At 44.6% G+C, this 12,813-nt stretch carries 12 protein-coding genes; all 12 read right to left on the bottom strand.

The annotated features are described in order from the left end of the window. Window positions 1-96: 96 nt before the first annotated feature. The gene (gene lptC, locus B4240_RS11155; RefSeq protein WP_296239235.1) at window positions 97-681 is read right to left on the bottom strand and encodes an LPS export ABC transporter periplasmic protein LptC; all 585 of its coding nucleotides are present in this window, start codon (window positions 679-681) and stop codon (window positions 97-99) included. Then, window positions 678-1,259: a KdsC family phosphatase gene (locus tag B4240_RS11150; protein WP_296239233.1), complete on the bottom strand. Its 582-nt coding sequence runs from the start codon at window positions 1,257-1,259 to the stop codon at window positions 678-680. The genes lptC and B4240_RS11150 overlap by 4 nt, the downstream gene beginning before the upstream one ends. Window positions 1,260-1,433: 174 nt before the next feature. After that, window positions 1,434-2,426 (bottom strand): KpsF/GutQ family sugar-phosphate isomerase, encoded by a 993-nt coding sequence (locus B4240_RS11145; protein ID WP_296239232.1) that lies wholly within the window; start codon window positions 2,424-2,426, stop codon window positions 1,434-1,436. 277 nt (window positions 2,427-2,703) lie between these two features. Continuing rightward, entirely contained in the window at window positions 2,704-3,246 is a 543-nt protein-coding gene (hfq, locus tag B4240_RS11140; RefSeq protein WP_296239230.1) for an RNA chaperone Hfq, read from the bottom strand. Between the two features lie 386 nt (window positions 3,247-3,632). Then, the gene (gene miaA / locus B4240_RS11135; protein ID WP_296239228.1) at window positions 3,633-4,832 is read right to left on the bottom strand and encodes a tRNA (adenosine(37)-N6)-dimethylallyltransferase MiaA; all 1,200 of its coding nucleotides are present in this window, start codon (window positions 4,830-4,832) and stop codon (window positions 3,633-3,635) included. A gap of 108 nt (window positions 4,833-4,940) precedes the next feature. Then, window positions 4,941-6,695, bottom strand: a complete 1,755-nt coding sequence (mutL, locus tag B4240_RS11130) for a DNA mismatch repair endonuclease MutL (protein ID WP_296239227.1) — start codon at window positions 6,693-6,695, stop codon at window positions 4,941-4,943. A 94-nt stretch (window positions 6,696-6,789) separates the two neighbouring features. Further along, the gene (tsaE, locus tag B4240_RS11125; RefSeq protein ID WP_296239225.1) at window positions 6,790-7,314 is read right to left on the bottom strand and encodes a tRNA (adenosine(37)-N6)-threonylcarbamoyltransferase complex ATPase subunit type 1 TsaE; all 525 of its coding nucleotides are present in this window, start codon (window positions 7,312-7,314) and stop codon (window positions 6,790-6,792) included. 27 nt (window positions 7,315-7,341) lie between these two features. After that, window positions 7,342-7,944 carry a 6-pyruvoyl trahydropterin synthase family protein gene (locus tag B4240_RS11120; protein WP_296239223.1) on the bottom strand — a complete coding sequence of 201 codons (603 nt, stop codon included), beginning with the start codon at window positions 7,942-7,944 and terminating at the stop codon, window positions 7,342-7,344. A gap of 163 nt (window positions 7,945-8,107) precedes the next feature. Then, window positions 8,108-8,437, bottom strand: a complete 330-nt coding sequence (locus B4240_RS11115; protein ID WP_296239221.1) for a YnfA family protein — start codon at window positions 8,435-8,437, stop codon at window positions 8,108-8,110. Further along, on the bottom strand, window positions 8,434-9,255 hold the full coding sequence (locus B4240_RS11110) for a PhzF family phenazine biosynthesis protein (protein ID WP_296239220.1): 822 nt from the start codon (window positions 9,253-9,255) through the stop codon (window positions 8,434-8,436). Before B4240_RS11110 ends, B4240_RS11115 begins: the two co-directional genes overlap by 4 nt. A 55-nt stretch (window positions 9,256-9,310) precedes the next feature. Next, window positions 9,311-9,772 carry a methyltransferase family protein gene (locus B4240_RS11105; RefSeq protein WP_296239218.1) on the bottom strand — a complete coding sequence of 154 codons (462 nt, stop codon included), beginning with the start codon at window positions 9,770-9,772 and terminating at the stop codon, window positions 9,311-9,313. A gap of 459 nt (window positions 9,773-10,231) precedes the next feature. Next, window positions 10,232-12,466 carry a choline BCCT transporter BetT gene (gene betT / locus B4240_RS11100; protein WP_296239217.1) on the bottom strand — a complete coding sequence of 745 codons (2,235 nt, stop codon included), beginning with the start codon at window positions 12,464-12,466 and terminating at the stop codon, window positions 10,232-10,234. Window positions 12,467-12,813 lie beyond the last annotated feature (347 nt).

Here is a 12,813-nt window from a genome sequence, read left to right as displayed (position 1 = left end):
CAAACTTCCTGCTAGGTGCTGCTTGTAAAGATTATCACATCAATATGATGATTAAAAAATGCTGCCATTAGTGCAATGTTAGAGCTTAGATCGGTATTAAAATAAGGCTTTATCTTGGCGTTTGGCTGGCGTAAAAGCCACGGCAACTTGGCCAAATTCATAATCGCCGGTTTCAAGGTTGGCTTTCATGCTTGCTGCCTCAAAGCGGTTCATACCTTGCTCGACTTTGACCGGCTCATCACTATAAACTTGACCTGACTTGGTATTGCCTTTTAGGGTGCTGCCCGTCACTTTAATCGGTTCAATGTCAGACGCGCCCGCCTTTCCTTCACTGATTAAAGAAAAGCCACCTGATAAGCTCATGTCGCCCGTCTGCTGACTGATAGCGGCGCTGCCCGCTTCGATACGATAACGCTGCTCATCTGACGGCTCCCAATTCATCGTGATGCCTTTCATCTCATCCTTATTGGTTACAGGATTATGCGTCAATGACTCAGCATTTAGCTCGTATTCTGTTTCACCTTTTTCATTGGTCTGCACCGCTTTAATGTCTGTCGCTTCATAATCGACATCAGTCGGTTCAATACTAACCGGCGGTGTGACTTCTCCTTGCTGCTTAAAAAACCAGCCCGCAATAACAGCGATAACCAACGCTAGGATTATTAAAACACGAGTATTCACGACCAGTTATCCTCAAGTTTTTCTTCATCAGCCTTTGCGGCATCAAGCGTATAGTGCGCTATAAAGTCCTCATAGTGGCCATGACCTTTTAAAATTAAATCACATATTTCTCGTACAGCGCCCATGCCGCCGGCACGCGTGGTCACCATATGGCTGCGTTTTATGACTTCTGGATGAGCATTAGGAACGGTAGGCGCAAAGCCTACCGTTTGCATCGCTTTAATATCCGGCAAATCATCGCCCATATAAGCACAATCGGCAGCGCTGATATTGAGCGCTGAATCAAGCGTCGCTAACAGCTCATTTAATGCAATCAGCTTATCATCACGGCCTTGGACGATATAATCTACGCCTATCTCAGCGGCGCGTTTATCCACCATAGGACTGCTGCGTCCCGTGATAATAGCGGTCAAAATACCGTAACGCGCCAACGATTTAATGCCCACGCCATCCTGTACGGAAAAGGCCTTGGTCTCTGTACCATTGGCATCATAAATAATCTGCCCGTTTGACAAAATACCATCAACATCCATGACCAATAGCTTTACTTGTCCGGCTTTTTTTATTAAGTCTTGCATCAGTGCTCTCTTGTTAAGTGCTTTCTTATTAAATGCTTTCTTATCAAAGGCTATTTTTAATATGGTACTTATCAGTACAGTCGGTTTAAGTAAAATGAGGACAAAAACGCGCTGCTGGGATAAATCAAACAGGCTATACAGTACTTATTACTATAGTAATTATTAACTTAGTACTTACTTTACGCCGGCTTTTAATAAATCATGCAGGGTAATGATGGCCTCCAAGCGCTCTGCCTCATCGATAATCAGCAGCTGGCTAATGCCATTTTCATTCATCACACTCAAAGCATCGGAAGCGCGCATGTTTTTACTCACGCGGCGCGGATTACTGACCATCAGCTCACGCATGGGCGTTTTTAAATCAATGCCTTTTTCTAGGCCGCGGCGCAAGTCGCCATCAGTAAACACACCTACCACTTTTTGTGCGTCATCCGTGACCACCGTCATACCTAGGCGCCCAGCAGACATGGTCAATAAGGCTTCTTGTAAAGGTGCCTTTTGATTGATAAGCGGCAAATTTTCTGAATTGGTGTGCATCAAATCTTCAACCCGCGTCAGCAGCTGCCGTCCCAGTGCGCCAGCGGGATGCGATAACGCAAAATCCTCTGAAGTAAAGTTACGAGCGTGCACTAACGCCACTGCCAATGCATCGCCCAATGCTAAAGTCGCCGTGGTACTGGACGTCGGAGCAAGATTGAGCGGACAAGCTTCTTGTGATTTACCTAGCGTCAAGATGATATCCGCCGCTTGTGGTAGCATGCCGCGCTTGTCTCGGCTGATGCTAATCAGTGGAATATTTAAGCGCTTAACCACGGGTAGTAGCATTCTAATCTCGTCCGACTCACCCGAGTTTGAGATGGCAAGCAAGACATCGCCCTGCACCAACATGCCCAAATCGCCATGCCCCGCTTCCCCAGGATGCATAAAAAATGCCGGCGTGCCCGTAGAAGCAAAGGTCGCCGCTATTTTGCGCCCGATAAGACCCGACTTACCCATACCCGTGACCACGACACGCCCTTGGCAGGCTAAGATGATATCGCAGGCTTGCGCAAATCTATCATCGATTTGCTCAGTCAACAATTCTAGCGCCGCCATTTCGGTATGAATCGCTTCGATAGCCGTACTAATAAATTGTTTATGGGTTAGATTGCGTTGGGGATTACTCATACGTTAGCTCTATATTCAGTATTCAATGGCTCTACATTTATGGCGAATCAATAAAGCATTTTACTATACTATGACGGATATTAATAATACAGACTAAAGCCATACTTTCGTCATCGCTCGATTATTAAATCATGCTTAAAGACTGCTTAATGATTGCACGTTTATTTATACAAAAAAAACCCACTATATTAGTAGGTCTTAATCGGACAGATGACGTCTTAATAACGTACCCTTAATGCATCAGATATCAAGCTTTGCTACTTAGAGGCTTTATTACTTATAGACCATTGCTGTCGTCAGAGTCATCGTTTGAGTTATTTTCAAAACCATGATTGTCTGAAGAAGTATCAAAACCGCGGTCTTGACCAAAACCACCGCGCTCAAAGCCGCGGTCTTGACCTTGACCAAAACTACCGCGCTCAAAACCACGGTCCTGACCTTGACCAAAGCCGCCGCGATTAAATCCACTACGATTGGCAAAGCCGCGCTCTTCAAAACCGCCACTGCTAGCAAGATTACTACCGCGCTCAAAGCCACCACTCATACCACTACCCGGATAACCAACTGGCGTTCCACTTGAGACTTGCGTGCCCGCACCAGTCGCCGTACTACTTCTCGGATTGCGGGCTGGCACTACCGTTGAGATGGCATGTTTGTAAACCATTTGACTGACAGTATTTTTTAGCAATACGACATATTGATCAAATGATTCGATTTGACCTTGTAATTTAATACCATTGACCAAAAAAATAGAGACTGGAATGCGATCTTTGCGCAGCGAATTTAAGAATGGATCTTGTAAAGTTTGTCCTTTTGACATGACATCTCTCCTAAATATTATATAATTATTTTTAGTGTCAATTATTTTAAGTATTGCTTTAATTATAATGGCTAAGGGCAGATACAATAATAAGTTTTATTTATAAAACGTATCTAAATAAGCACTAATTCTTGTTAAATGATTTCACTTTACCGTGAATACGTTATTATTGTAAATAATTAAGTAACTGCTTGTCTCACAAGCTTTTTTACCGTCAATCGTCAATTAATAAGGATAAAAAGCAATAATATTAATATAATTCACACTATTCTACTATGATTTAATTATAGCAGTTATCTACCTTGTACTTTGAAACTAATTGTCATTATTTTTTACCTGTTGCCAATTTAACAACTGCTACCATCAGCCGTCAGTATAACGCGCTCTTAATATAGATAATCTCTTACCTGTGCCATGGTAGCAAAGGTTTTTATCGTTATATCGTGCGTCATGCGCTTATCCTCATCGCTAAGTCGACTTGACGGTGTTCTGGCATTTAATACCGTATCAGACTCATCAGCCAATTGAGTGAGTTTGCGCAGCCAAGTGTATTGACGCTTTGCCAGCTGCCTTGTCGCATATAATGCCTTATTTTGCATTTGCTGACAAGCAAGCGCCTTGGTTTGACCGCTGAGCGTCGATGACTGACCGCGCGCTTGAGTGGTAATATCTTGTTTTATTCTACTTACATTCGCTGCTTCTACTTTTGCAAAAGCCTCATAAAACTGTGCTTTATCCAAATGCGGCTGTTCAAATATCGGATGATTGATATGAACTAGGTACTCTAATACTTGCCGATAACCGACACAGCGCATAGAGGGCAAGTTTGGTGTCAGAGGATGCTGCTCAAGCAATCCGATGACTTCAGTGACCAAACCATCGTTCCACATAATATCTAGGCGCTGCTCGATACGCTTATGCAGCCATGAGCGCTCAGGCATCACTGCCAAGGCGTGCCACTGCTGATTAGGATTGCGCGCCAACGCTTTTTTCGGCTTTTGCTGCCAGTCACTGATGGGTATATTGGTTTGCAAATAAACCTCAACCGCGCGGGTAATACGCTGAGTATCAGTCGCATTAAGACGCTCATGGCTTATTGGATCTACTTTCCCTAGATAATCATATAGCGCTTCAATGCCTTCGTCTTGCCGCCACTGCTCGACGCGCGCGCGGACGTCATCATCACTATCTGGTACTGGCGATAGCCCATCAATGAGCGCCATGTAATACATCATGGTGCCGCCTACCAGTAGCGGTATTTTGCCATTCTCATGACAGCGGTCAATCAAACGGGCGACGTCACTGACGAATTCAGCGACACTATAGCTCTGCATGGGATCAATAATATCGACTAAATGGTGCGGATAACGCACGAGCTCAGCCGTCGTAGGCTTTGCTGTGCCGATATTCATATCACGATATATCAGCGCCGAATCTACTGAAATCAGCTCGTAACGCCCTGTATCGTATAGCTCATACGCCAATGCCGTTTTGCCACTTGCAGTCGGTGCCATCAGACACACCACGCTATTATTCGCCAGATGGGGATTTAAACGATAAGATGAGCTATCGGACGAAAATTGCATAGGACTGCCTTTATTTTTTATATGAGCATTGGCTAAAGTAGCGTTAAGCCAGATAGTAGGGTATGTTTTTGTTTGATATTTACTTACTTAGCTTTAGCTATGATGTGCTTATTCAGATGCAGATGACAGCATCAATGCCATTAATCGCTGGCTATTTATAGATTTGACAGCATGTTTAGCAAGTAAGTCTTCAATATCGGCGCTAAATGCCCATAAATCTTCTGCTGACATTTTTGCTGCTAAGTCCGCAAGCTGCTGATTAACCTCATTAGCATCATTAAATGGAACCTTTGCTCTAAACATGTCCGATTCAAATAACACGCTTAATTGTGCTTGCCATGTCTCAACGCCAATCAGCAAAAACTGACTTCGACTATAAAACAACAACCACGGTAGCGCTTTACCCTTTATACTTTCAATTGCATTCAAATCATTACTCGTATTTAGGATAACCTCCAAACAGTATGGTAAAGGAGCGTTTTTTATTGATAAATCTTTTGGCGTGTTAGCCGTGCTTATTAATGCGCTACTTTGATTTATATTTTCAGTAAAAGCAATCTCTTCTGATGAGTGAGAATCATCGGTATTTTCTGACAACTGATACGGCTGCTTAAGCTCATTTACTTGTCTAATTGCTCGCCTATTTTGCTGTGGCGTCAGAGTATTTGTATAAAATTTATCAGCCGATTCCACATTTGGCTTTGGATTGTTTATAGCAGTCTTACTGATGGATGTGTTGGTTTCTATAAATAATTTTTCATTTGCAATCGTTTTCGCACTCGCGGCAATAGTCTTCAGCTTTGCCTGAATTGCATGACTTAAATGCGCCATGATGTTATTGAGCGAGCTGATTTTAATGCGCTGCTTGGATGGATGGACATTGATATTAAGCCATTCGGTTGGCAAATCAAAATACAGCGCATAGCCGATACCTGCTAGCTGAGCACTTTGAGCAAGTTGGCGTAGCTGATTGCTAATCAATGCTTCTTTTACCAGTCTGCCATTCACATAGATTAGCTTTGGTAAAGTATCCTGCGCGTCCGTGCTAGGCCATAACCAACCATTAATGCTTGCTTGTCTATCAAAGCTATTATCATTGTATGCTCTAGGTTGCTGCATTAAACTGGTGAGGTCTATTACTATTTCTAACGCCTTATCCGTTAAAGCTAATCCAGTCGCTTGCTCAAGACGAGATAAAGGCAGACGATGAGCGTTATTGTTAGCATTTGAAAACAGCGACAACCGCTTTTTGTTATCGTGAAAGAGGCTTAGTGCTACATCTGCGTGTGCTAAGGCCACTTCGCGGACAATCGTTTCAATATGACCAAATTCTGTCGCAATAGATTTCAAATTGCCGCGGCGCGCTGGCACATTAAAATATAAATCTTTAACAGTAATGGTCGTACCGCGTTGGTGCACAACTGGTATGAGTTTTGGCATATCGTCCAGCACGCCTGCAACCTGTAACTGGCGGCCGATGCCACTATCATCATGACTACTGGTCAAGGTCAGACGAGAAACCGCCGCCGTCGCAGCCAGCGCTTCCCCGCGAAAGCCTAACGTCGTGATACCCTGCAAATTAGCCACGTCAGCGACTTTACTGGTCGCATGACGGGTGATTGCCATAACCATATCATCAGGATGAATGCCTGTGCCGTTATCAATCACCTCAATCATACCCATGCCGCCTTGAGTAATATGCACCTCAATATTGGTGGCAGCCGCATCAATCGCGTTTTCTAGCAGCTCTTTGACCACAGCGGCTGGGCGCGTCACCACCTCGCCCGCTGCCAATTGGTTAATCAGTAGCGGCGATAGTTTTTTGATGCGAAGATGAGAATGATTGTCTGGCAGTTCTGGCATGAAGAGGTATCGTTGTTTTACGTGATGATGGGTCAAGCTGGCGGGTATTTATAAGCCACATTCATTATAGTTATGAGTAGTTATGAAGTGCCAATTAACTCTTAAGAGAAGACAAATCCAAGTCTTGTGCCTGCCCTACCTTTGATAAACGCAGCTCAACCTGCCGCGCTTCTTTACCATTATCACTGCTGGTAGCTTGCGTCATATCAATAAATAAACTCGGCGGCGGTAAATAACTGTCCGCTCGGCTTGGCCATTCGATGATAACTAAGGCATTTGGCTCATCTAAATATTCATCAAAGCCAATAAAAGACAGCTCTTCTGGGTCTTGCAAACGATATAAATCGGCATGGTAAACGGGCTTAATTGAGCCGTCGCCCTGCTCGATGCTATAAGGCTCGACTAAGGTATAAGTAGGGCTTTTGACCGCACCTGTATGCCCTAGCGCTTGTAGCCAATAGCGCGTCAGTGTCGTTTTACCCGCGCCCAAATCCCCTGCTAGCCAAACGCTACCAGATAAAGGCAATGCTGCCAACTGTTTAGCCAAACGCTGAGTATCTTCTTCAGAATGCAATGTCAACGTTTTCACGTTTTTCTCTTCTTTTGTATTATTAGGCATCAGGCTGTCCTGCTTGTACTTGTGTCTTTATACTTGCGTCTCTACTTGCATTGTCACTGACGGATTGACAAAGCTTTCACCGCGCATCAATTTGGCATATAACTCAGGGTCGTGCCATTCGGCACGGACTTGCTCGCTAAATTCAAACGCTTCTAAATGAAGCTTACCCATTTGCTCATTTGCCACATCGTCCGCAAAACACTGGGCATAACCGGTTGCCGTTTCATGGGCAATCACCGAGTAAACGCTGACATCAGCTTCACCATTTTGCATTTGCGTTTGTTTTAAAATCTCTTGCGCCCAAAAGAATATCACGCGCGAAAACTGCTCTGCCGATGGCGATACTGGCAAACTTATCCAGCGCGCGCTAAATTTTTTACAGGCAGCGATATACTCAGGGTCGTCTTTATTCCAAAAACAAATCGCATGATCAAAGCTATCGATGATGTCTTTAATAGAGGATTTTAATAGACCAAAATCATAAACCATTTGCCCATGATCTAAGCGCTTAGCTTCTAAAATCAGCTCAATCTGATAGCTATGACCATGGATAGAATGCTTGCAGCGCTCAGAGCTACAATTACGCACAATATGCGCATTTTCAAATTTAAACAGTTTACGGATACGCATAATCATCAACCAAAACAGTAAGCATCTTTATGCTCAATATAAATAGTATAAAATAAATAATATATAAGTTTGCCGCGACGACGCATCGGCTGGTGGCTCATTATAGCAAATCGCGTTGACGCCGTAAGTAAGCACTTTTTAATGCTTTCATTAAAAACAGCAACTAATGGCGCGGCGCAAACATAATAATTGCCATTCCTAACAGCGCAATCGCAGAACCCACTATATCCCACGTGGTTGGCCTAATACCATTTACCGTCCACAACCATAAAATCGCCATAGAAATATAGACACCGCCGTAAGCGGCGTAAACTCGACCGGCTGCGGTGGGATGCAAGGACAGCAGCCAAACAAAGGCGGCCAAACTTAGCGCACCAGGAACAAGCAGCCAAATTGATTTGCCTTCTCGCAGCCATAAATAAGGCAAATAACATCCTACAATCTCAGCCAGTGCTGTAAGCGCAAACAGGCCAACGGTTTTTAGCTCAGTCAAACCTCTGACTCCTCAACGCTAATAAAGCCTGTCATATACTGCACGGCACTGCCAGAAATTAGCACCCTATCACCTGCGACAACGCAATCTAAAATGCCGCCGCGGCGCGATGCTTGATACGCAAGCAATGTATTTTTACCTAACTTTTCTGACCATAGTGGCGCGAGCCCCGTATGAACCGAACCCGTCACTGGGTCTTCATCGCCCCCATTGGCCGGCCAAAAATAACGTGAAATAAAATCGTAATCTATATAATCAGCGGAGGTAGCCTGACAGCTGACAACCACATTTAACGGCGCAAGCTGTTTTAATTGCTCGTTATCACGCGCCACAGTTAAAACATCGGCTTCAGCATTATAAATCACAAAATAGGCTTGCGAGTTTTTATAGACCTCAACTGGCGTAATAGACAAACCTGCCAACAAACTTGCGGGAATATCTTTAACTTTTTTAGGTTTAGTATTGGGAAAGTCCATTTGTATTTTGTCATCGTCTGTTTGTACAATGGTTAAAAACCCAACGGCTTTGGCAAAAAATTTGATGGATTCTACATTAGGATGCTTGTTAAATAACACAAAGGCAGATGCCAAGGTTGCATGACCGCAAAACGCAATCTCAGTTAAGGGAGAAAACCAACGTATATGATAAATGCCGTCATCATCAGCAACGATAAAAGCCGTTTCCGATAAATTATTTTCAAAAGCAATCGCTTGCATTAAATCATCACTTAACCAATCATCTGTAATGATAACCGCCGCTGAATTGCCTTTAAAAACCCTATCTGTAAAAGCGTCAACGACATTTATTTCTAATTGCATGGCATTCTCTTATTTTTATTAAGATTTATTGTTGAGTACTCTTTATGTCCAACGTTTATAGCCAACGTCTGACTTTTGCCTTATAAGTTTGATAGGTTTTGCCAAATTTCTGTGCCAACATCCGCTCTTCTGGCTGAATCTGAAAACGTGTCATATAAAGTATAAAAATGGGCAATAACACAAAGGCAAGAAAGTGCGACAGATATAATGCCCAGCTAAATAACACAAGCACCAAACCCACATACATGGGGTTGCGACTATATTGATAGATACCACTGGTCACCAAACTAGAGACCTTTTCTAGCGCTTGCGGATTTGGCGTGGTCTGCGCTTTTCTAAATTGAGTGACACCCAAAATGGCGCTACCCAGTCCTATGGCGCCTAAACCCACTGCCACTGCCGCCGAACCTTTAAACGAAAACTTCAAAGCAGGAGCCACTTTAGACACGCCATACATCGCAGCTGCCGTAACGATAACTTGCGCTACGGGCGGTATTTTTAATTCGAGAGAGTTCATATTAAGACCTTATATACACATACACAATTAAATGAGCTCTGAACGGCTAATTATTTATGTAGTTCTGATTTTTTAATTTTATGTCTTTTAACCCTTATCAGTTAAACATTTTACGCCGCTATTGACCCTACTTTACAAGTTTTAATTGACTATTCCTATTAGAATGAGCGGCTTTTTTATTCGTAAACGTATGATATGTTTAACGTAGGGTGCGCCCAGCGCACCGAAAAAACTTCCCAACCACAATAGATAGTAATAAGTACATAATGTCACCGCTAGCCCTGACAGTAGCGGCTATCCTGTCATGACTGCTAGGTTGCAAAGGCTTGGCGGGCCAGGGTGTCGCGGTAGCAGCAACCTGTCCCGCCAATAGCCGCCGCCCTAGCAGAAATGACAGATAATAGCGGATGGCAGGATCGGCTCCCCTATTATCTGCATCGTTTTACTACGACCATCCACTTAACCCTTACCTGTTATTCCAACTGGCGCTGAGTCTAAATCTGCCTCTGGTGGCGCGCTGATAAAAGTCAGATACGCTTCGTACTGCTCAAGCACATCATCGATGACTTGCTGCTTGGTCAAGCCCATCAAATCATAACCGCCAGAACCGGTTTGCGTGGTCACTTCTAAGCGATAATACACATCGCTGACTGGTGACATTTTGCCACTAAAGGTCGGTGACGGGGTCTCGACCATAGATACTTGATAATAAAAGTTGTTTTTCGCATCGGTAGCTACCTTTAATAATGGCCCACCAATATCGATATCGTCCGCTATATGAGGAATATTGTGCCGCTCGATATCGTAACCTTGCCGCTCAAACTCATTGGCGACGTCGTTTAGGGCAGGACGTACGACACGATCAAGAAATTGTACCGTCTCGCGCTTGGATGGGTATGCCAGCATGCGTCCCAGCCGCTGCTTCCATGATCGCTCTGGAATATGACCGCCACTTGGCGTGACAGATGGTCGGCGCAGCACCGTGCCTTCGCGCTCTGCTCGTTCTATTTTTAGTGCTTTAGAAAAAGAAAACATCACTAAATACGCGATAATAGTCACCGGCAGCGCAAAGATAAGCGTCGCGTATTCCATGGTAATGACGCCGCCTGCGATGAGCATCGAGATGGTCAGCATCGCCGTCAATACCGCCCAAAAAATACGTAGCCACTTAGGGCCATCCTCGCTTGGGTCAGGAATAGACGTTGAGAAGTTTGACATAACCATTGCCCCTGAGTTGGCGCTAGTGATATAAAACAGCAATCCTGATAGAGTCGCTAAAGCAACCAAAATAGTTGCTCCAGGGAAAAGCTCCAGCAGCGCATACCAACCGCGCTCTGGGCTTTCTACCGCAAGCTCAGCAAAAGCAGTGTTGCCTTGCAATACTTGAAAAAGGGCTGAGTTGCCAAAGAAAGACACAATGATAAAGTCGCATAAAACCGGCACCGTAATCGCTGCAATAACGAACTCACGCAGCGTTCGCCCGCGCGAAATACGCGCTAAAAACACCCCAACAAACGGCCCCCATGCCAGCCAAAACGCCCAAAAGAATAGCGTCCAACTGCCCATCCAATCACTACTACCGGGAACATAAGCAAAGGTTTTAAACATCCTAGCAGGTAAGGTAACAAAGAACTGACCAAGGTTTTCGACCAAAGCATTTAACAAAAATGCCGTCTCGCCAGCGATAAGGATGAATACCATCATCGCCACCGCGCTCCAAAGGTTGAGCTCAGATATCCAGCGGATACCGCGATCAACGCCTGAGGTGGTGGCAAGAATGGTCAAGATCACCGCGCCAATGACAAGGGCAATCTGCAATGTCAGCCCCTGCTCTAACCCGAACAGCTTTGAGAAACCAACGTTGAGCAGTACCACACCGATACCCATGGTGGTTGCCACACCAAACACGGTACCGACTAGGGCAATAATGCTGATACCATGACCGATAGAGCCTTTTACCCGTTTACCAAGCAGCGGATAAAGCGCCGCTCGTATCGACAGTGGCATGCCCCAACGATAGGCAAAATATCCCATCGCCATGCCAAGTAAGGCGTAAACCGACCAACCAGCAATGCCGTAATGAAACATCGTCCACACAACGGCATCTTGCATAGCGGCGGCATTTGCCCCTTCACCCGTAGGCGGGGTCAGATACTGCACAACAGGGCCAGTCACCGAGAAAAACAGCAAATCAATACCAACCCCAGCGGCGAATAACATCGCCGCCCACGTCCCAAGCTTGTATTGCGGCCGCGAATCATCGGGCCCAAGGCGCACGCTCCCTTCTTTAGACAACGCCACCCACAGTACAAAACCGATGACCATCACCATGGTAATCACATAGTACCAACCAAGATTGGTCGCAATCCAATCAACGACGGTTTTCATGGTGGTACTGGCGATGGCGGGCATAAAGATTGCCCATATTGAAAAAGCCACAATCACGATTGATGAGACAATCAGCACGCTCCAGTTGATATGGGCAACGCTGTTTTCGGACAGCTCTTGCGCGCCTTTTTTTAGGTCGCTACGAGAGATAGGCACATCTTCATCAAAAGGTTTGGATTGACGCTCTGTACCGCCAAACTGTCTACGCTCAAACGGCGCACGCGAGCTCTCACTGCTCTCACTTGCCAAGCGCGCGTGTGACTTGTCAGCCTCAGCTAAGCTGTCGTCATTTGGTTCGTTGTTCATCTGTATTCCTTATATTTGACCTATGACTGTCCCTATTAAGCCTACTATATTCTAACAATAGCCGGATGTCATACTTTGAATGCAATTTATAAGGTGATGATACAGGTTAAACAGGAGGTGTAAACCTTTGACACAGCCGAACTTAAATAAAATAGGCGAACTTGAATAAAGTTGTTACCTTAACAGTTAAGTGCGCCTGGGATAAATTTTCCTCAGCCATAAATCGTAAATTATAAATCATAAACACTCGGCCATAAAAAAGCCCATCTAACTCTCTATTGAGAAATTCGATAGGCTTTTTCGCAAGCAAATTAAGTATTTAATTTAATGAACTACCCACTACCTAA

Source organism: Psychrobacter sp. UBA5136 (assembly GCF_002414005.1).
Lineage (GTDB): Bacteria > Pseudomonadota > Gammaproteobacteria > Pseudomonadales > Moraxellaceae > Psychrobacter.
The sequence above is the reverse complement of the archived record's forward strand: the minus strand, read 5'-3'. Positions and strand labels throughout refer to the sequence as shown.

What these genes read in the sequence shown, in the direction of transcription:
- betT (WP_296239217.1), bottom strand. Translation starts at nt 12,466, where the DNA reads ATGAACAACGAACCAAATGACGACAGCTTAGCTGAGGCTGACAAGTCA.
- B4240_RS11150 (WP_296239233.1), bottom strand. Translation starts at nt 1,259, where the DNA reads ATGCAAGACTTAATAAAAAAAGCCGGACAAGTAAAGCTATTGGTCATG.
- mutL (WP_296239227.1), bottom strand. Translation starts at nt 6,695, where the DNA reads ATGCCAGAACTGCCAGACAATCATTCTCATCTTCGCATCAAAAAACTA.
- B4240_RS11145 (WP_296239232.1), bottom strand. Translation starts at nt 2,426, where the DNA reads ATGAGTAATCCCCAACGCAATCTAACCCATAAACAATTTATTAGTACG.
- B4240_RS11105 (WP_296239218.1), bottom strand. Translation starts at nt 9,772, where the DNA reads ATGAACTCTCTCGAATTAAAAATACCGCCCGTAGCGCAAGTTATCGTT.
- miaA (WP_296239228.1), bottom strand. Translation starts at nt 4,832, where the DNA reads ATGCAATTTTCGTCCGATAGCTCATCTTATCGTTTAAATCCCCATCTG.
- B4240_RS11120 (WP_296239223.1), bottom strand. Translation starts at nt 7,944, where the DNA reads ATGCGTATCCGTAAACTGTTTAAATTTGAAAATGCGCATATTGTGCGT.
- tsaE (WP_296239225.1), bottom strand. Translation starts at nt 7,314, where the DNA reads ATGCCTAATAATACAAAAGAAGAGAAAAACGTGAAAACGTTGACATTG.
- B4240_RS11110 (WP_296239220.1), bottom strand. Translation starts at nt 9,255, where the DNA reads ATGCAATTAGAAATAAATGTCGTTGACGCTTTTACAGATAGGGTTTTT.
- hfq (WP_296239230.1), bottom strand. Translation starts at nt 3,246, where the DNA reads ATGTCAAAAGGACAAACTTTACAAGATCCATTCTTAAATTCGCTGCGC.